Source organism: Lederbergia galactosidilytica, assembly GCF_017873565.1.
In the GTDB taxonomy this organism is placed as follows: domain Bacteria; phylum Bacillota; class Bacilli; order Bacillales; family Bacillaceae_C; genus Lederbergia; species Lederbergia galactosidilytica.
Genome location: NZ_JAGGKH010000021.1, coordinates 36,679 through 56,094 on the forward strand (window position 1 = coordinate 36,679; position 19,416 = coordinate 56,094).

19 protein-coding genes are annotated in these 19,416 nt (G+C 38.1%); 11 read left to right on the top strand and 8 right to left on the bottom strand.

Features of this window, described 5'->3' with window-relative positions; translation table 11 throughout:
* Positions 1 to 52: 52 nt before the first annotated feature.
* The 4 genes from J2Z23_RS18350 to J2Z23_RS18365 form a co-directional block, all read right to left on the bottom strand.
* On the bottom strand, positions 53 to 250 hold the full coding sequence (locus J2Z23_RS18350) for a DUF5957 family protein (RefSeq protein WP_057994221.1): 198 nt from the start codon (positions 248 to 250) through the stop codon (positions 53 to 55).
* Between the two features lie 20 nt (positions 251 to 270).
* Positions 271 to 669, bottom strand: coding sequence for a DUF6220 domain-containing protein (locus tag J2Z23_RS18355; protein ID WP_238482853.1), 399 nt, complete (start codon positions 667 to 669; stop codon positions 271 to 273).
* 621 nt (positions 670 to 1,290) lie between these two features.
* Positions 1,291 to 2,058, bottom strand: coding sequence for an ABC transporter permease (locus J2Z23_RS18360; protein ID WP_057982846.1), 768 nt, complete (start codon positions 2,056 to 2,058; stop codon positions 1,291 to 1,293).
* The gene (locus J2Z23_RS18365; protein WP_064468495.1) at positions 2,055 to 2,786 is read right to left on the bottom strand and encodes an ABC transporter ATP-binding protein; all 732 of its coding nucleotides are present in this window, start codon (positions 2,784 to 2,786) and stop codon (positions 2,055 to 2,057) included. The genes J2Z23_RS18360 and J2Z23_RS18365 overlap by 4 nt, the downstream gene beginning before the upstream one ends.
* Positions 2,787 to 2,959: 173 nt before the next feature.
* Between J2Z23_RS18365 and ant(6) the strand changes: the two genes are divergently transcribed.
* The 3 genes from ant(6) (at position 2,960) to J2Z23_RS18380 (ending at position 6,436) form a co-directional block, all read left to right on the top strand.
* Positions 2,960 to 3,823: an aminoglycoside 6-adenylyltransferase gene (gene ant(6), locus J2Z23_RS18370; RefSeq protein WP_064468494.1), complete on the top strand. Its 864-nt coding sequence runs from the start codon at positions 2,960 to 2,962 to the stop codon at positions 3,821 to 3,823.
* A 146-nt stretch (positions 3,824 to 3,969) separates the two neighbouring features.
* Positions 3,970 to 4,410 carry a MarR family winged helix-turn-helix transcriptional regulator gene (locus J2Z23_RS18375; RefSeq protein WP_057982852.1) on the top strand — a complete coding sequence of 147 codons (441 nt, stop codon included), beginning with the start codon at positions 3,970 to 3,972 and terminating at the stop codon, positions 4,408 to 4,410.
* Positions 4,411 to 4,981: 571 nt separating this feature from the next.
* Positions 4,982 to 6,436 carry a DHA2 family efflux MFS transporter permease subunit gene (locus J2Z23_RS18380; protein ID WP_064468493.1) on the top strand — a complete coding sequence of 485 codons (1,455 nt, stop codon included), beginning with the start codon at positions 4,982 to 4,984 and terminating at the stop codon, positions 6,434 to 6,436.
* Between the two features lie 488 nt (positions 6,437 to 6,924).
* Here the strand turns inward: J2Z23_RS18380 and J2Z23_RS18385 are convergent, their stop codons facing one another.
* The gene (locus tag J2Z23_RS18385) at positions 6,925 to 7,377 is read right to left on the bottom strand and encodes a CBS domain-containing protein (protein ID WP_057982860.1); all 453 of its coding nucleotides are present in this window, start codon (positions 7,375 to 7,377) and stop codon (positions 6,925 to 6,927) included.
* 258 nt (positions 7,378 to 7,635) lie between these two features.
* Between J2Z23_RS18385 and J2Z23_RS18390 the strand changes: the two genes are divergently transcribed.
* The 8 genes from J2Z23_RS18390 to nikR all read left to right on the top strand — a co-directional run bounded on the left by J2Z23_RS18390 (position 7,636) and on the right by nikR (position 14,697).
* Positions 7,636 to 8,385 (top strand): SDR family NAD(P)-dependent oxidoreductase, encoded by a 750-nt coding sequence (locus J2Z23_RS18390; RefSeq protein WP_057982862.1) that lies wholly within the window; start codon positions 7,636 to 7,638, stop codon positions 8,383 to 8,385.
* A gap of 254 nt (positions 8,386 to 8,639) precedes the next feature.
* On the top strand, positions 8,640 to 9,155 hold the full coding sequence (locus J2Z23_RS18395; RefSeq protein WP_057982864.1) for a GNAT family N-acetyltransferase: 516 nt from the start codon (positions 8,640 to 8,642) through the stop codon (positions 9,153 to 9,155).
* Positions 9,156 to 9,242: 87 nt separating this feature from the next.
* Positions 9,243 to 10,880 carry a nickel ABC transporter substrate-binding protein gene (gene nikA / locus J2Z23_RS18400; protein ID WP_209974791.1) on the top strand — a complete coding sequence of 546 codons (1,638 nt, stop codon included), beginning with the start codon at positions 9,243 to 9,245 and terminating at the stop codon, positions 10,878 to 10,880.
* A 19-nt stretch (positions 10,881 to 10,899) separates the two neighbouring features.
* Complete coding sequence (gene opp1B, locus J2Z23_RS18405; protein ID WP_209974794.1) at positions 10,900 to 11,829, top strand: nickel/cobalt ABC transporter permease; 930 nt, start codon at positions 10,900 to 10,902, stop codon at positions 11,827 to 11,829.
* Positions 11,830 to 11,831: 2 nt separating this feature from the next.
* The gene (opp1C, locus tag J2Z23_RS18410) at positions 11,832 to 12,668 is read left to right on the top strand and encodes a nickel/cobalt ABC transporter permease (RefSeq protein ID WP_064468491.1); all 837 of its coding nucleotides are present in this window, start codon (positions 11,832 to 11,834) and stop codon (positions 12,666 to 12,668) included.
* A gap of 4 nt (positions 12,669 to 12,672) precedes the next feature.
* Complete coding sequence (locus tag J2Z23_RS18415; protein WP_209974795.1) at positions 12,673 to 13,482, top strand: ABC transporter ATP-binding protein; 810 nt, start codon at positions 12,673 to 12,675, stop codon at positions 13,480 to 13,482.
* Positions 13,483 to 13,514: 32 nt separating this feature from the next.
* Positions 13,515 to 14,222 carry an ABC transporter ATP-binding protein gene (locus J2Z23_RS18420; protein ID WP_238456180.1) on the top strand — a complete coding sequence of 236 codons (708 nt, stop codon included), beginning with the start codon at positions 13,515 to 13,517 and terminating at the stop codon, positions 14,220 to 14,222.
* Positions 14,223 to 14,277: 55 nt separating this feature from the next.
* On the top strand, positions 14,278 to 14,697 hold the full coding sequence (gene nikR, locus J2Z23_RS18425) for a nickel-responsive transcriptional regulator NikR (RefSeq protein ID WP_057982877.1): 420 nt from the start codon (positions 14,278 to 14,280) through the stop codon (positions 14,695 to 14,697).
* Positions 14,698 to 15,461: 764 nt separating this feature from the next.
* On the opposite strand, the gene J2Z23_RS18430 is transcribed toward nikR, so the two are convergent.
* From J2Z23_RS18430 to J2Z23_RS18440, 3 genes are all read right to left on the bottom strand, one after another.
* Positions 15,462 to 17,465 carry a beta-galactosidase gene (locus J2Z23_RS18430; RefSeq protein ID WP_064468489.1) on the bottom strand — a complete coding sequence of 668 codons (2,004 nt, stop codon included), beginning with the start codon at positions 17,463 to 17,465 and terminating at the stop codon, positions 15,462 to 15,464.
* An 86-nt stretch (positions 17,466 to 17,551) separates the two neighbouring features.
* Positions 17,552 to 18,376, bottom strand: coding sequence for a carbohydrate ABC transporter permease (locus tag J2Z23_RS18435; protein ID WP_209974798.1), 825 nt, complete (start codon positions 18,374 to 18,376; stop codon positions 17,552 to 17,554).
* 2 nt (positions 18,377 to 18,378) lie between these two features.
* The gene (locus J2Z23_RS18440) at positions 18,379 to 19,314 is read right to left on the bottom strand and encodes a carbohydrate ABC transporter permease (RefSeq protein WP_082881392.1); all 936 of its coding nucleotides are present in this window, start codon (positions 19,312 to 19,314) and stop codon (positions 18,379 to 18,381) included.
* Positions 19,315 to 19,416: the final 102 nt, after the last annotated feature.

A 19,416-nucleotide genomic window follows, 5' to 3' on the forward strand; every position in this document is an offset into this window, starting at 1 on the left:
TATCAGCCTTTCATTATAATACAATACTATTCAAAAAACAGGCATCCTCGTATTAGTGTCGAATTTGACTTTTAAGTTCAATCATTGGGACGATAATGGCACATATGAATGAAGTGAAATAAGGGAGGAATTTGATTCCCATCGGTTCATTCCATAAGACCACCCCCCAAATGCCAATAAAACTAGATAAAGCGATGCCTAAGATAAACCCTCCAATTATCCCTACGATCACGGCTAAAAATAATCTCATTTTTCAATCCTTCCTTTCTGTTACTTTTTACGAAAAATTAATGTCCATGTTTTGCCTACAACTAAACAGGAAAGTCCCAATAGTAAAATTGCGATTATCACATGTAAAGGGCCAATCCAAGGAAAGTTGGTTCTCATATTGGCTGAAAAGTACATGAGAAAGATGGAAGTGAATATTCCAAAAAGTTGCCAGTACGCCCAGCGAGGCAGTGCCCCGATAAAAGCAAAGATCAGCATAAAAATGGGTACATTAAATCCAAACAAATGTACAAACATCATGTGCTTTAGCCATACTGCTGGGTTCATAAAGATCGCCATTCCAGCCAGATAAATTTGGGTAAAGATACATAATGTAAAAAGGATAGCTAAAATTAAATAAATTATTCTTCCAATCCGAATTCTTGATTTGTTTCCATTCAAGCGAAATCCCTCCAAAATTTGATCTGTGTTCATCATACGAGGCAATTCTAAAGTGCTTCTTAGGAAATTCTTAAATAATTATTAAATGATCAGGGAGGGGAGAATTAATAAGCTTTAATTGGGGATAAGAGAATGTTTAATAGACCGTGGAGGTACGACAATAAAAAAAGCAGATCAATGATCTCACTTTTTTGTTTTTCAGATTATCGGGTGAAGAGTTAGAAGAGGCTTCGACATTTTAGCGAAGGATAATTCCGAAGCTAGTTATTGCATCAAGTAGTTCGGCTTTTTCTGTTGGAAAGGGGGGAGTCCGGATTTCTATTCATCACTTAATAAGTATGCCGGTGGGAAGTACACTTTCTTCATGAAACTAAAGGGATTTCGCTCACACAACCCTATACAAGGGAATCTGCATGATCAATTCCCATGTTAAGGTAGTACGAATTCTCTCGTCATTGTTTTTTGTGAAAGCACTTTTGTCCCAGTCTCATTGATTTTCTATACTATATACAAATGATTTGAAAAAATAGGCTCCTCTTAATCAAGTCTAGTAAGTTTTCATCAAACTAGCTGATTAAAGGAGCATTTAAGATTCATTAGGCGTCTTAGATTTTATTCAAGCTAATCTGATTCTTCAAGCTCACCATCCAAAAACTGCATCCGTTTATTAAAGAGGGGTGGGTAAGATAGATAGCCTAGTAAAATGCTTGTCATCACTGCTGTCGTTAATAGCAAAAATAGAATCAGTAATTGGAACATCACCGCTTGAACAGGATCAGCCCCAGCAATGATTTGCCCACTCATCATGCCAGGCAGTTGCACAAGTCCAATCGTTTTCTGACTTTCAATGGTTGGGATGGTGCTTGCATGTATAGATGTAATCAGCTGGCGATGAATCGCTTGTTTCGGTGTACCACCTAGCGATAAGATAAGTTCCGTTTCATCCCTACGCGCGGCAATTTCCGCTGTAAATCTGTTCAAGAAGAGAATGCCCAATACCATGGAATTCCCAACCACCATTCCACTAATAGGAATGATATATTGGGCTGTCGCGGGCGTAATTTTCAACCCTAATAAAATTCCCTGGGTTAATAATTCAACAAAACTAAAGGTGACAACCAATTTCCAAGTGATTCCACGGATTGAGGCGCCTTTTTTTCGGGCATTTAATGTAGCTGCCCCGATCATCAGGAAAATCATCAATAAAATATAGATGATGTTTTCTGAATCAAAGACAAACTGGAGAAGATACCCGACCACAAGTAATTGGATAATAGAACGGATAGTTGCAATTAGAGTATCTTTTTCCAATCCTAGTTTTAATGTTTTTGATAAAATAAGCGGAATGATTACAAACACAAGTGTCAGCGCTAAAGTAAGGAAGTTCATTCTACTTCCCCCTTTACAAAGTGTTTGACCTTATCATTTTTGGGGTTATTTAGTAAGCTGCTTTTCCCTGATTCAATCAATTTACCCTCCATCATCACCCATGTATAATCTCCAATCGTCATAGCTTGTCTTAGATTATGGGTAATCCAAATAATCGTTGTCCCATATTTCTGATTGATTTGTTTGATGAGTGCCTCAATCTCCTCTTGGGATACCCGGTCGAGGGAAGCTGTGATTTCATCCAACAACAATATATTTGGTCGATTGACAAGGGTGCGAGCAATCGAAAGCTTTTGTCGCTGACCACCTGATAAATCTTTGCTGTTTCTGTCTAAAAGACTTTCTTTCAGTCCGACAATATGCATGAATCGCTTTGCTTCCTCTTCAGCCAAAACCTCCCCTTTTAGTGTCGCGGGCAGTGCTAGGTTTTTGCGGACATTTCCAGGGAGCATTGGCGCATTTTGCAAGGCAATGCCGACATTGCGGCGCAGTTCCACTTGGTCATAAGCATCAATCGGTTTATCATGAATATATAATTTGCCTGAACTTGGAGATTTCATCGCATTACATAAACGAAATAAAGTCGTTTTTCCAGCCCCTGATGGGCCTACCAAGGTAGTGATTTTGCCTTTGTGAAAAGATCCAGTAATATTTTTGAGGATCTGTATATCATCTATTACATAATTCACTGATTCAAACCGAATGGCTGCTTGATCGTTTGTATTCAAATCGTTCACTTTCCTTCTTAGTTCTATAGTTTAATTTAAACTGACCATAGAGTTTTATTCAATGATTTCGCTATTCCATTATAATATAGTTATGGTAGAGTAAAGGCGAGTTTAGACCTCTAAAGTCCTATAATTTAAAGTTTTGTTGCGGTGCACATAGGAGGGAATCATTAATGAGAAGTGAAGCTGAAATGATGGAGATGCTAATGGGATTTGCCAAGAATGATAAGCGGATTCGCCTAGTAATGTTAGAAGGTTCACGTACAAATCCAAGTATAACCCGAGATGCATTTCAAGATTTCGATCTTTCCTTTTTTGTGACAGAGCTAGAGTCCTTTAAAAGAAGTGATGATTGGTTAGACATATTTGGAAAGCGGTTGATTATGCAGAAACCGGAAGATATGGAACTTTTCCCCCCGGAATTAGGGAATTGGTTTTCCTACCTTATGTTATTTGAAGATGGTAATAAAGTGGACCTGACACTGATCCCCCTGCAGGAAGTGGAAGAGTATTTTTTTAAGAGTGATGGTTTAGTAGAGGTGCTATTGGATAAAGATTCACTCGTCAAAAAAGAGCTGCAGGCGAACGATCGGCAATATTGGCTTAAAAGGCCAACGGCAAGGGAGTTTGATGATTGTTGTAATGAATTTTGGATGGTGGCGACCTATGTAGTAAAAGGATTAGCGAGAAAGGAAATTCTATTCGCGATTGACCATTTACATGAAATTGCGCGACCGAATTTATTAAGGATGATGTCATGGCAAATCGGGCTGGAGCATGGATATACCTTTAGTGTGGGGAAAAACTATAAATTTATTCAGCAATATCTTCCTAAGGAGGATTGGGAGGCATTTCTATCAACCTATTCACAAGCAAGTGAGAGCAAAATGTGGCAGTCCTTATTTACTTGTTATCGATTGTTTAGACAATATGCTAAGCTTGTGGCAAGTGAACTCGGATTTCTCTATCCAGATTATGATGTAGCAATTACTGCGTATACAGAAAGGGTTTACCATCAAGTAAAAATAGAAGATTGAATAAATCATATCTGATTGTGTTCATCTACCGGTAAATTTATTGAGACTGTTGTTTCTCCATGGAAGTGTTAATGGGTGAACCAAGTTGACAGTGAATAATAGATTTTGTATAGTAGGTGGCGATTATAAGGAGTGGAGTGAATCGGTTGATTTCAAATTCCGAATTACAACATTTAGATCTTATCGATTTATTGAGTGAGCGTCATGGTCTGGTGCGGAAAATTGCAGAGAAGGCATGGAACGATCAAAGTGAAATTTATATTTCAAATTCTGAATGGTATATTATGGCGAGGATTTATAAAAAGCGACCATCCATTTCATATGTAACAAAAAATGTGGATATCTCCCGCCAAGCGATCCATAAATTTATCAAAAGCCTTTCCGCAAAAGGATTGGTAGAAATTCATAATGTAAAAAACAACAAGAAAGAGAAGTGTATTCAGTTAACGACCTTAGGGGAAGAGTGCTTCCATAAAAATGAGGAGCTTAAAGCTGAACTTGAAAACAAAATCGCAGAAAAAATAGGTAGTGAGCATGTAAAAACTCTAAAAACACTCTTAAAGTTGGAATGGGGAATCGAACCATAACAACTAATTTAAACAATCAAAAACCCTTGTTTTGTCAATTTCGTTGATAAAACAAGGGTTTTTATTACTTCTCCAATGTATTCCCTCTAATGAATAAAATATCATTAATTTTGCAAATGGTATGGTCCGATTAGATGATTAATTCTGCAATAGTAGACAATCCTTCTAGTCAATTAAGCTTATAAAAACTTGATGGGAGGAATATTGTCAACTTGGTTGACAATAAGAAAAGCATTTTGATATAGTAAGCAAGTTGGTATGTGGAGGTGGACAACAGCAATGGATAAAAAGTCGCTGATAAACAAGATCGCGACAACGTTTCTCAAAAAAATTATTTACTCAGGGATTACTGAGACTAGTTAATTTATCTCGGATCAACTGACGGTAAGCCCCCTATATCTAAAATTCGAGGAACAACAAAAAATTGTAAGTGGGGGATCAACTACCAGTAAATCCTTTATTGGTTCAGGCCTGCAGGACACAGGCAATTTAGCCTTTGATCCTTACTGTTCAGTGAGGAATGGAAAAAACTCACTGAATGAAGTTTCACTTTATAGAAAAGGAGATTTTCATGAGTACAGAAATTCAAGTAAAAAATCCAAAGACAATGGCATTTATTTTAATGTTGGGTGCTTTTATAGGCTTATTTGGTGAAACGGCTTTAAATATGGCATTATCAAATGTGATGGAGGAGTTTTCCGTAAAAGCTCCGACCGCACAATGGCTGACAACAGGGTATTTATTAGTACTAGCCATTTTAGTTCCGATTACAGCTCTACTAATGAAGTGGTTTAGCACAAGACAATTAGTAATTGGGGGACTTGTGATCTCTTTGTTAGGGACGATATTAGCAGGTTTGTCACCCAATTTCGTTCTCTTACTAATGGGTCGTCTCGTACAAGCGCTCGGCACGGGGCTTATACTGCCGGTCATGATGACGGTTGTTTTACTTATTTTCCCGGTCACAAAACGGGGTGTTGTAATGGGACTGATGGGGCTTGTGATTACATTGGCTCCAGCTTTAGGACCTACACTTTCAGGAGTAATTATCAGTTCACTTGGTTGGCATTTTATTTTCTGGTTTAGCGCTATATTCTATGTGCTATTGACAGTATTTGCTGTAGTGAAAATAACGAATGTTTCGGAAATTACAAAACCTAAGATCGATATCTTATCGATTTTGCTATCAACAATAGGATTTGGTGGGCTAATATTTGCTTTGGCTACTATGGCCGAAGAAACTTTTACAGCGCCTATCGTATGGCTGCCTTTACTTGCAGGGATTATTGCACTTATTCTATTTGGCATTCGGCAAATGAATATGGCTCAGCCAATGGTTAATTTGCGTGTCTTTAAGTATCCAATGTTCACTTTAGGAACATTTATGATGTTTCTAGGCATTTTAATCATTTTATCATCAGCTATTTTATTACCACTCTATTTAAAGGGTGCTTTGCTATTTAGTGCAGCTGTGGCAGGATTGTTATTACTTCCTGGTAATGCCGTTAATGTGATTATGTCGCCGATTATTGGTTCTCTATTTGATAAAAAGGGGCCACGTACATTCGTGATTCTTGGATCGATTACTATTTTGATTGGAAATATCATATTCGTGTCAGTTATTTCTGCGACCACGCCTGCCTGGGCAATTATTGGAGCATTTATCGTTTTATTCTTTGGCTTATCAATGGTAATGATGCCTTCCCAAACAAATGGACTGAACCAATTACCACGCGAATTATACGCAGATGGGTCAGCGGCGATGAATACATTGAATCAAGTTGCGGGGGCAGCAGGAACTGCAATTGCGATTTCCATATTTACAGCAGGTCAAACTGGTTATTTACTCGATTTTCCTGATGCATCCCAACGAGAAGTATTAGCGGCAGGAGTCAAAACTGCGTTCTACTTTACGACAGGGATTTCCATGCTTGCTGTAATCTGTTCTTTCTTTATAAAAAAGCCAAATGAAGTAAAGGAAAAATCGCTTACTATGGTGAAAGCGACAGAACCCGTGCATAGATAATCTGACAAAATCATTTCACAAAGAAGTTGGGACATAATTAACATGTTAGGCGTTAAAGACGAATGGTGCATTACCATAGCGAAGGAAATATAGGAAGACTTCTGCGGGAGGTCGGTGTTGGTCACGTCTTGTGACCAACGCCGACACTAGAATATCGTGTTCATCGAAAGGCATCCATGAGATCCTGGAGTGCAAATGAGGAGCAAAGGCTAAGTACGCGCCGTCCTGGCAGCAGGCTCAAAGCGCAACTCCCTGTTACTTCACCTACACTAGTACGTCCTTGTACGTCGCAACACCTTCGTGATCTACATCCTGTAGGCCCGAGGAATCACCTACCGCCCGTGGAAAGTGAAGTATATTTCCGGAGTGGGTTATATGCGCATAATAGTTCGGTTTTTCTTTGTCCCGGTCTCTTTTGCAATATTTTAAGTTACTAGGAATTTTAGGGAGAAGGAAAATGAAAGGTCAAGGAACTAGAGCGATTCATATTATGATGGAATAATCTTTTTTGAAATATTATCAATAATATCGCCTCTACTAATAACGCCGATCACGCGGCCAGCTCGGTTAAGTACAGGAAGCTTTTTCAAACGATGCTGAGACAATAAACGCAATACTGTTTCAAAGTCTTCATTGGGTGAGACAAAAAGGAGGTTCCTTTTGGTCATAATCTCCTTTACTGGAGTATTCAATTTTTCTTTTATGACATCTTCTATTTCGCCATCATCAATCATATAAACAAGTCCAGCAACTCCCATAAGCTTTGGTGCCAAATAACGCAGCACATCACCATCGGAAACCATACCAGCCAAATTTCCCTTTTCGTCTACAACAGGAACACCGCCAATTCGATTGGAATTAAGTACAGATAGTAAATCCCTGACAGTAGTCAATGGTGTTACAGTAAAGACGTTTGTAATCATGAAGTCTCTTACTTTCATGTAAAATCCCCCCTTCAAATTGCGACCGAACACAATAATATTTATTAATATTTTATCATAGATCCAATTCTACTTGTCAGTGTGAATTCTTGTAACAAAACGCCAACTGAAGTTTTTGGGTAATAGCATAAATCTAACAGTGTAAAAAAACTATATGAAAGCGGATCCCTGAGCTGATTATTTTCCATTATAAAGATTAAACCAATATAATTATCTTTGACAGTTTTAAACTTATCTATTATTGGGGGTATATTTTATATGGGAAAAGTAGCAATTGTTACGGGCGCTGGTAGCGGTTTGGGACAAGCAACAGCTGTCCGTTTAGCGAAAGATGGAGTCAACATTGCCGTTGTTGATGTGAATGAAAAAGGCGGGAATGAAACAGTAGAGATGGTTAAGGAATTAGGGGCAGAAGCTATTTTCATAAAAACCGATGTTTCTAAGGCTGAAGAAGTGAAAAATTATGTGGATCAGACAGTTGAACATTTTGGTACTATTGACTATTTCTTTAATAATGCAGGGATCTCAGGCAGTGGTGCATTCTATTTAGATACAACGATTGAAGAAATCGATCAAATTGTCGGTATTAATTTATTAGGTGCATTGTATGGTGTACGTTATGTTGCGGAAGTGATGTTGAAAAATGGTGGTGGTTCCATCGTCAATACAGCCTCAAGTGCTGGTGTGATTGGACAAGACTCAGTTGTAACATACTCCGCTACGAAGCATGGAATTGTAGGTTTAACAAAGAGCATGGTCGCAGAATATGCTAAAGACGGTTTACGTGTCAATGCAATCGCACCTGGTCCTACTGAAACTCCGATGGTGAAGGCATTCTATGAGGCTAATCCAGAAATGAAAGCAAATGCCACAGGTGGAATACCACAAAAAAGACTAGGTACTCCTGAGGAAGTAGCAGAACTTGTTACATTCCTATTGACATCAAAAGCACAATACATCAATGGAGAAGTGATTCGGATTGATGGTGGGTTCACAAACACTAAATAAGTTTGCAAAAGTTTAATAATGGAAAAGCGATGTTGATTGTAGGTCATCATCGCTTTTTACTATTCATACAAAAAGAAATTGAGCTTTAAGGTGATCGATCAAACTAAATTCAATAGGAAATTGTAATTTTAGAGTAAGGATTGAAATATTCATAGAGAGACTGTTATACTATTGTAATCAGTTTATTCAAATGAGTGTGTATATTTGTAACACGTTATTGAAAAAATGTGTTACGTGGTAAAAGGAGTGTGTACATGAAAAAGAAACAAGATTATACAATTCAAATTGTGAAAAAAACCGACATTTCTCAAGTGGTCGACTTTATTATGCGTATTCGAAGTGAAATTTTCCCCATGTTGTCAAAAGATCAACTACCTTCAGACTTACTTCATTTTCAATCATTTTATCTTCAACGAAAAACCGCTATTATGTATGCTGCTTATACTCAAACAGGACAAGTTATAGGAACGATTGCGATCTGTCCATACGATGGAAGATTTGAACATTTGCAGCCATTCTATCAAGACTCGAAAACGGCAGAAATCGTTAAATGCTATGTGGATCCACATCTGAGGAGAGCTGGGGTTGGCTCGAGACTTTTTCGTGAAGTCTTGCAATTTAGTCGCAATGTCGGTTATCAAAAGTTATATTTGCATACCCATCCGTTTTTACCAGGTGCGATTCCATTTTGGCAAGCACTGGGCTTTGAAAAAAGATGGAAAGAGGACGATCCGCTTTGGCAAACAATCCATATGGACCAAAAGTTGTAAGCGTGGACAAAAATGAAAATATAAAATTTTACACCAATATATCTAGAAGGAAAATGAAGATTTCTATGAAGAAGGTGGAAAGGGAATATGAATAAATTGAGACGACCGATGCTCATTATCCTCTGTTTGTTACTTTTTATTTTAGCTGCTTGTCAAGGGGAAGGAGAAACGGAAAATAAACAGGAAAATCTTAATGAGATTGTTTACGCAAGTACAAAAGATATACGTGATATTAATCCCCACCTCTATAGCGGTGAAATGGCCGCACAAAATATGGTCTTTGAATCATTGGTTGTGAATACAGCAGATGGTATACAACCTGGATTGGCAGAAAGCTGGGATATTTCAGCAGATGGGTTGGAGTACACATTTCATCTAAGGAAAGGCGTAACATTTACGGATGGCGAACCATTTAATGCTGAAGCTGTAAAGCTCAATATGGATGCAATATTAGAGAATATTGAGCGGCATGCTTGGTTAGATATGGTCAATGAAATGAAGGAAAATGTCGTTGTAGATGAATACACGTATAAGCTTGTATTAAAACATCCTTATTACCCTACCTTAACGGAATTGGGGCTAACACGCCCATTCCGCTTTATTTCTCCGAAAGCTTTTAAAGATGGACAGACAAAAAATGGTGTAACTAGTTATGCTGGAACAGGACCTTGGGTATTGACGGAACATAAGGAAAATCAATATGCCTTGTTTACAGCCAATGAAGATTATTGGGGAGAAAGACCAAAGGTAAAAGAAGTTAGATGGAAGGTTATGCCTGATCACCAAACGATTTTATTGGCACTCGAGAAAGGGGAAATTGACCTGATCTTTGGAGCAGATGGCGATATGATCGATATTGATTCTTTCAAAGCTTTAGAAGAACAAGGGAAATATCAAACTGAAATTAGCAATCCGATTGCCTCCCGTGCCATTTTATTAAATACAAATCAAACTATTACAGGAGATTCTAAAGTAAGGGAAGCCATTCAGTATGCAATTGATAAACAATCAATTGCCGATGATGTATTAAATGGATCTGAATCGATTGCAAACACATTAATGGCTTCGACTGTTCCATACAGTGATCTGGATTTAAGTGTGAGTTCATTCGATCCTGCGCATGCAGCACAACTTTTGGATGAAGCGGGTTGGACATTAGGGGATGGGAAGGTCCGGTCGAAGGATGGGCAAAAATTAGAGCTTTCGATTTATTATAATTCAGATAATGCCCAAGAAAAGACCATAAGTGAATTTATGCAACAAGACTTGAAGAACATTGGCATCAATCTTAAAATCATTGGCGAGGAAACGCAAGCCTTTGCTGACCGCCAAAAAACAGGGGAATTTGATATGATGTATTCTTTATCTTGGGGGCCCCCGTATGATCCCCAATCTTATTTATCATCATGGAGAATCCCAGCACATGGGGATTATCAAGCCCAATTAGGACTGGAAAAGAAAGAATGGTTAGATCAAATGATTACATCAGTAATGATTGAAGCGGATGAAGAAAAAAGGCAAGACATGTATGCGCAGATTTTAACGTATATCCATGACGAGAATGTTTACATTCCACTTACGTATTCGCGAACAAAAGCAGTTCATGTGCCGGAATTACAAGGGATAATCTTTAATGTCTCGCAATACGAGGTGCCATTTGAACATATGTTTTTTGAAAAAAATAGAGGATGGGAAAGCAGAGGTGGATCTGCCTTTTCGGTCTAGAAAGAGTAGAAGGAAGCAAATGAGACAGTATGTAATCAAGAGATGTATTGGAATTATTCCCTTATTGCTAGGAATTTCTTTTCTTTCCTTTATATTAATCAATCTTAGTGATAGTGATCCAGCTGAAGTGGCATTACGAGTCAATGCGATCACTCCGACGGAAGAAGCAGTCGAACAGATACGGAAGGAATTAGGTTTAGATAAGCCTTTCTTTAAGAGGTATGTCACATGGTTAGGGAAAAGTGTCCAAGGTGATTTCGGCATTAGTTATGTGACAAATAAGCCTGTTTTATTAGAAATGAAGCAGGCAATTCCAGCAACTTTGCTTTTAGCCTTTACTTCCTTAATAATTATTTTTTCAGTTAGCCTTTTCATCGCTGTCTTATGCACGGTTTATGAAGGAAGTTTTTTCGATCGCCTTGTCCGTGGTCTTGTTTTTATGAGTGAAGCCATTCCAAGTTTTTGGTTAGGACTTCTCCTCATGTGGTTGTTAGCTGTAAAATGGAATCTATTTCCTACAAGTGGAATGGAAAGTCCAAGTTCTGTCATTCTTCCAGCTATCACCTTAGCATTTGCCTATATCTCAACTTATGTACGCCTTTTGCGTAATCAAATGGTTGAAGCGAAAGGTGAAAATTATGTGGTTTATTTACAGGCTTGTGGCTTGAAAAAACTAACGATCTTACGGCATATTTTAAAAAATTCATTGCAAACTTCTATGACGGCAATGGGAATGTCAATACCTAGGTTAATTGCAGGAACTGTGATCATTGAAAATATTTTTGCATGGCCAGGTGTCGGTAGACTTTGCGTGACAGCCATTTTTAATCGAGATTATCCCGTTATACAAGCTTATGTTTTATTAATGGCAGTGTTATTTGTCGTCTGTAATTTGTTAGTTGATTTATTTGTTACATTTGTTGATCCGAGAATGAGAAAAGAGGGATGATGATGCGGGGGATTAAAAGACTAATGGATGACCGCTTTGCACTCGTTTGTATTGGCTTTCTTTTTCTAGTCCTAATAGCCGGCATCTTCGCCCCACTCTTCGCGCCTCATAGTCCATATGAAATGAATGTAAAAGAAAAATTTTCAGGGATCAGTTGGGACTACCCGTTAGGAACAGATCAATTGGGACGTTGTATTTTTTCAAGATTGCTTTATGGTATTCGAACAACGGTTTTTCTTTCTTTGTTGACAATGGTCATCACCATTTTAATCGGTACTATGTTAGGGATGCTTGCAGGCGTATTTCGCGGGAAAATGGATGAAATCATTATGCGAATTTGTGATGTGTTTTTATCATTTCCAAGCGAGGTAATGATACTCGCAATAATCGGGATGATGGGACCGGGTTTACTGAATGTGGTGCTTGCTACCATTATTGCAAAATGGGCATGGTATACCAGGATGATTCGTTCAGTTGTTTTACAATATACGGACCAGCATTATATTCAAGTTGCTAAAGTGGCGGGATGTGGAACCACTCATATTGTGAGAAGACATATTTTACCAGCAGCAACTGGTGAGCTTTCTGTGCTTGCAACATTAGATGCTGGTGCAGTGATTTTGATGATATCAGCACTATCTTTCTTAGGGCTGGGTGTACAAGCGCCAATGCCTGAATGGGGAATGATGTTAAATGAAGCGAAAAATGTGATGGTTGTGCATCCTTATCAAATGCTGGCTCCAGGTTTAGCGATTCTTTTTGTTGTTGCGGCTTTTCAATTTGTTGGTGATAGTTTACAAGATGCATGGAATGTGAAACGTGTGAGCCGAAGGAGGTGAGGGAGTGGCACTATTAACCGTACAAGATCTAACTATTAGAACGCAAGAGCAAAAATTACTTGTCGAGAAGTTGAGTTTTATTGTAGCGGCCAATAGCTGTCTTGGAATTGTCGGCGAAAGTGGTAGTGGAAAGTCATTATCAGCAAAAGCAATAATGGGGTTGTTGCATCCAAATTTGTGCGTCTCCGGTGCTGTTAATTTTCAAGGGAAGGAGCTTCTGCAATTGCCAGAAGAAGAGATGAGGAAATTAAGAGGTCGACGGATCTGCTTGATCTTACAAGATGCAATGTCTGCTTTTGACCCCCTTTATACGATTGGCCAGCAAATGACAGAAACTTTATGTGAGAAGCTTGCGGTTTCTAAAAAGGAAGCAATTCAGATTTCTTTACAGGAACTTGATAAAATGAATATTCGTGAACCAACACAAGTAGTGAAAAAATATCCTCATCAACTCTCGGGGGGAATGTTGCAACGGATTATGATTGCGCTCACCATTGCGGTTAAACCTGACTTGATTATTGCGGATGAACCGACGACTGCTTTGGACCCGCTTAACCAAAGTGAAGTAATAAAGGAGCTTCAGAGATTAAGGAAGGAATTAAAGGTTGCGATCCTTTTTATTTCACATGATCTTGATATTATTCGGAGGATAGCGGAAAAAGTAGTTGTGATGAGACAAGGAAAGCAAGTAGAGTTTGGTGATGTTGACGCTATTTTTTCAACACCGAAACATGAATATACAAAGTATTTAGTCGAGACAAGGGAGAAGATCACGCAATCTTTTAGAAAGGCGTTGGGAAGGGATCCGGTATAATGCTTGAAGTGAAGGAAGTATCTAAAAGCTACATGAAAAAGTGGAGAGGGAAAAGCGGAAAGGATGTACTATCTGGGATTACCTTTACTCTGGAACGTGGAGACTGTGTAGGCTTGGTCGGTGAAAGTGGCAGCGGAAAAAGCACATTAAGTCGTTTGCTTGTTGGGCTTGAGAAAGTTGAGAAAGGATCCATTCAGATAGAAGGGGAAAAGGTGGCAAATTGGATTCGGAAAAATAAAGGGAAAATAGGCATAGTTTTCCAAGACTATACATCTTCCGCTAATCCAAGATTCAGAGTAAAGGAGATTATTGGAGAATTTCTCCAAGCTTTTGGAGGAAATAAAGCTCTTGATGAAAAGATAGCGCAATTATTAGAAACCGTTGAGTTGCCACTATCCGTTGCGGAGCGTTATCCACATGAATTAAGTGGTGGGCAGCTGCAAAGGGTTTGCATCGCAAGGGCAATTAGCACTAAACCGCAAATTCTAGTCTTAGATGAAGCAGTCAGTTCACTCGATGTCTCCATTCAGGCGCAAATCCTTGAGCTCCTAAACAACCTAAAGAAAACAATGAACATGACCATCCTCTTCATCTCTCATGACATCCAAGTCGTCACCCACCTATGTGACAAAATCATGTTTCTCCACAAAGGCAAAATCGTAGAAAACATTGCCACAACCAAACTAAAAAATGTACAGCACCCATACGCTAAAACCTTGCTGGGGACAGTCCCCCAATAAGGTAATACGTTAAAGCGCCGGGGGACAGTCCCCGAATTTTGAGGAGGGATTGAAGATGGAACAGGCAGGCTTGAAGAGGTTTGGGATTTCGATGGAGGGGAGGTTGCTTCAACGCTTTGATCATTTGGTGACACGTAAGGGATATACGAATCGGTCAGAGGCGATCCGTGATCTAGTGCGAGATGCGATTATCCAACATTCATGGGAGGAAGAGGAGGAGTTGGTTGCAGGGAGCATCCTTTTGTTTTATAACCATCATCAGAGGAATCTAATGGAGGAATTAACAAGAATCCAACATCGAATGCATGATGTGGTGTTAGCAACTACCCATTTTCATTTAGATCATGATAATTGTTTAGAAACGATTATTGTGAAAGGAAAGGTAAAAGACATTCAAACACTTAGCAATCAATTAACAAGTTTAAAAGGTGTTGAGTATGGGAAATTTACGGTGGCACCGGTAGAAAAAATTTAAATGAAAAGTCCATGCTAGCGTATTTTTCAATGTTCAAAGATGATTAGGTTTTGAGAAAATGAATCTAAGCCCAAATCATTTACGATAGAGACTCCTACCGGATAAGAGTGACTCAGGCCCATCACTAGGGACAGATTAACTTCCGCTGGAGTCTACGCATATTCCCTGCTCTAAACCAGTTTATTTTCTATCTTTATTACAGAATATTCAGATATCTACCGATCATATATTAGTTATACAGTTAAAATTGAAATATGTCCTTCAACAGATAAGAGTTAGTTGCGAACTAGGAAAGTAGAATTGTTGCGCCAGTCATTTGTGGTCATTCTAGCATGTGAGGTGCTTTTGAAGCCTTATTTAGTGACGGTTCTTTCATCCCCAAAATGGCACTATCTATTACAAAGTCTTGACCTGGATGAGCAGGGCCGAAGCAATCGGGCCGTTACTGGCTGCTTCATCATATTTGCCTCCTTGACTAACATTCCCATTCTAAGAAAATCGCTTGCTTTTTATCATACTATCCCTTAATGTTCACTACAAATATCTATATCTTATAACATGATATACTAATTAAGCATTTCAATATTTTGATACTAAAAGTTAGAGGTGGAAAAATAGAGTAGCATTCCTTATCAATCATGGATATTTACCTCTGATGAAGTCATGGGTAATTCAAGACTGTCCCCCAGTAAGGTAATACGTTAAAGCGCTGGGGGACAGTCCCCGATCGTTGTCCCCGATCATTAACCGTTTTTGTTTCGGTTTTAATTCTCTTCAATAATAATAAAATCCCATGGTTCCAGTACTAATTTTTCTCCATGCTGGATTTGCACTGCTGTTAATAATTCTTGCCCTGATTGATGTGGATATTGGAAGGAAGCCTTATCACCGGAATAGTTAAAGTAGTAGCGAATAGATTTACCGTCAGCATTCACACCATTTTTTGTAATGAGCGGAAAGGTAATCTCTTGATCTAGCTGCCAGAGACCGGCTTCTTTAATAGCGGCTTGCAATACTTCCTTCATAATTTCCTTACTTGGAATACAACCAATGTAAGTCGCAATACCCTTTCCAAAATGGTTTTTCGTGATAGCTGCATATTTCCCCCACTGAGGATGATCATAGTAAGCGAGCACACTTCCCGTTGTCGGGGTAAGTAATTCCATCCATGTATCAATATAATTATGTTCCTCCCCAACACTAAATGGATCGTTTTTCAAGGAAACATTTTTAGGTTCCACAAACATATTATAAGAAACCCCACAAGCTTCTTGAATGATAGCCGGCTGTTTAGTCGTTCTAACCTTAATATATTCATCCGTAAATCCACTTTTAAATGTATAGACAATGTGACCACCATTTTTAACAAAATCATTCAAGCGTTCTAGTAAGCTATCAGGTGCGGAATATAGTGCAGGAACAAATAAAATTGAATATTTTCCCAAGTCATCTGAAGTAGGACTAACAATATCACAACTCACATTCATTCTATAAAGTTCATCATACATGAGTCTAACGATGTCATTGTAATTTTTGCTACTGTTCAAATTAAATTTAAACCAGTCAATCGATGTTAAAGCTTCATTGCTAACTAGAATAGCTGCTTGATTTTCCTTCTTTAAATTAACTAGCTTAGGTGAGAGACGTTTAAAATCTCTTCCAACTGTAATGGCTTCGTTATAAACTGGATTAGGTTCAAAATCATGACTTAGTAGCCCTTTCCAATATGTTTCAAAAGAATTATGAATGGAATGCCAATGCCAGTATGAGACCATATTTGCTCCAGAAGCTAGATGACTAAAAGCCTGCAATCTAAGTTGACCGGGATATGGTGTCCAATTTGTAAATGCTTGGGCTTCTGTTTCAAGAACTAAATAATTGCTCTGTTTGGTAGACCGGGCTACATCTCCGCCAAAGGAAATTTCTATTCCGGTCAAATCATCTTGCGAAGGATGGTAAATATCAACTCCTGTTATATCAAATGGTTTGGATGCTTGAAAATGATCAACATTCGGCTGAATGCCATAGGAGTAGCCACGCCATTCGAAATCAAAATTCTGTGTAACAAATTGACCAGGAAGTTTGTATTCATTAACTATGGATACTTGCCAACTAAGAAACTTTGTTACTAAATGACGTTGGAACTTTGAAAATTCAGCACCTAGACTGCCATTAATGGTGCCGATTACAGAAGGAAAATCCTCCCAACTATTAATACGATTACTCCAATAATTGAGTCCGAATTTTTCATTTAGTTCGTCCAAGTTAAATCTTTCCTTTAGATATTTAATAAATAGATGTTGAACATTTGGTCCTGCGGTATTGTAATGTTTTGTTTCATTGTCTGTTTGATACCCGATTACGGCTGGGTGTTTATGTGTTCTTTCAAGTAATTTGCGAATGATCCTTTCGGCATAAAATAAATAAGTTGGATTGGTAATATCCATAATTTGCCGAGCACCATATTTTCCTGGCCCATCGGAAGTGACCGCCAGTACATCGGGATGCTCTTTTACCATCCAAGTTGGTACAGCATAAGTGGGGGTACCGATAATGACCTTAATTCCAGCAGCATGCATAGCTTCCAAAACACGATCCACTGATGAAAAGTCGAATACACCATTCTGTGGTTCATGTGTGCTCCAAGTGGATTCAGCTATTCGAACGACATTAATATTGGCGGCTTTCATCAACTCAATATCTTTATCTAGTCGTTCATAAGGCATGTATTCATCATAATAAGCAACACCATATAATAATTCATTCATGATTTCCAAATTCCTTTCTGGCTGGGATTTTTCTTACTACAGCTAATCGGGCTACGTAATGGACATAGCCCGATTTGTTAAAACCACTATTTAATCGCCCCTTCTGAAATTCCTGCTAGAATATGTTTTTGGAAAAATGCATAGAAAATAAGAACAGGAAGAGCAGTTGCGACTAATCCGGCTAAAATCATCGGCCAATCACTGTTATATTGCCCAAACAACATATTGACCGAGAGCATTAACGTATAATTATTTACATCTGTTAGCATGATAAGGGGCAAGAGAAAGTCATTCCAAAGCCATAAAACATTTAAAATTAAAATGGTTGCTGTAATTGGTTTGAGAAGAGGGAAAATAATTCTATAATAGATTTGAAAATCACTACAACCATCAATTTTTGCGGCCTCTTCTAGTTCAAGTGGGATTGATTTAACGAATCCATGGTAAAGAAAAACAGCCATATTGGAACCTAGCCCAATATAGATAAGCCCCAATCCAACAAGTGAACCTTGTAATCCCAATCCCTTTGCCATTTGACTAAGTGTAATCATAATGGAATGGAAGGGGACTAACATAGAGGCGACGAACAAAGCAAAGATTATTCCACTTAATTTTCCGGGTGTCCTTGCAAGTTTATATCCTGCTAAAGAACCGCAAATTACGATCCCTGCAAGTCCGATTACAGTAACGATCAATGTGTTAAAACCACTTCCAAACAAGTTTAATTGTTCAAAGACATTGATATAATTTTCAAAGTTAAATGACTTAGGCAGAGCTAAAACAGAATCAAAAATTTCACCATGGGTTTTAAAGGAATTAAGGACAGCCATATAAATAGGAAAAAAGGCAATGGTAGCAAATAGAGTTAATACTATATTAATAGAAATAGATGATAGACGATTAGGTTTCATGATCAGGCTTCTACCTCCTTACCTTTTGTCACTCTAATTTGAATAAGTGTGATGACCATTACAACGAGAAATAGAATCATCGCTTTTGCATTTGCATAACCAAAGCGGAAATTATTGGAAAAGGCTTCTTCATAAATATTTAATGTGACAACCTGTGTAGAAGTACCAGGTCCTCCTTGAGTTAAAGCATAGACGACATCAAATACTTTAAAGGCATTATTGAGAGTTAAGAAAGAACAAATAGTGATGGCATGCATGATCATCGGCAAAGTAACATTTTTCAATCTTTGAAAAACATTCGCACCATCTATCATAGCGGCTTCATTCAATTGTTTTGGCACCCCTTGTAATGCCGCCATATAAATGACCATCATATACCCAATTCCTTGCCATAAGGCGACAATGATAATCGAATAGAAGGAAACCTTGGGATCTCCAATCCATGATTGATCAAGAAAGGATAAGAGAGCCTTTTGCGACAATTCAGGCAAAACATTTGTGAAAATAAACGAGAACATAAAGGCACTAATAATTAAACTAAGCATATTCGGCATAAAGAAGATGGTCCGGAAAAAACCTTTTGATCGTGTTCTTGATTCAATTAATAATGCTAAAAAAAGTGCAATAATATTTTGCACGAAGAACACAACGACTGTGTACTTTAAAGTAAAGAAAAAGGCATGTCTAAAGGCAGCATCATCTCGAAAAGCTTCAATATAATTGCTAAATCCGACAAAATCATAATTGGGATTTAGTCCATTCCAGTTTGTAAAACTATAGATTCCGGCACCAATGGTAGGGATAAATAGAAATAAAAAGTAAAACAGGAGAGCTGGTAAAACAAATAGAATGAGACTTAAATGCTTATTCTTTTTCTTGGCTTTTGTCGTGGTTAAAGATCTGTTAGGTGTTACCAATGTAGATTCCTTCGCAGACATAATACTCGCTCCTTTCAAACTTCAATTCCCGTGAGAAAGCAGCTATAAGGCTGTTTTCTCACAAGAAATATGAATTTTATCCTATAATAAAAGGGCAGTAAT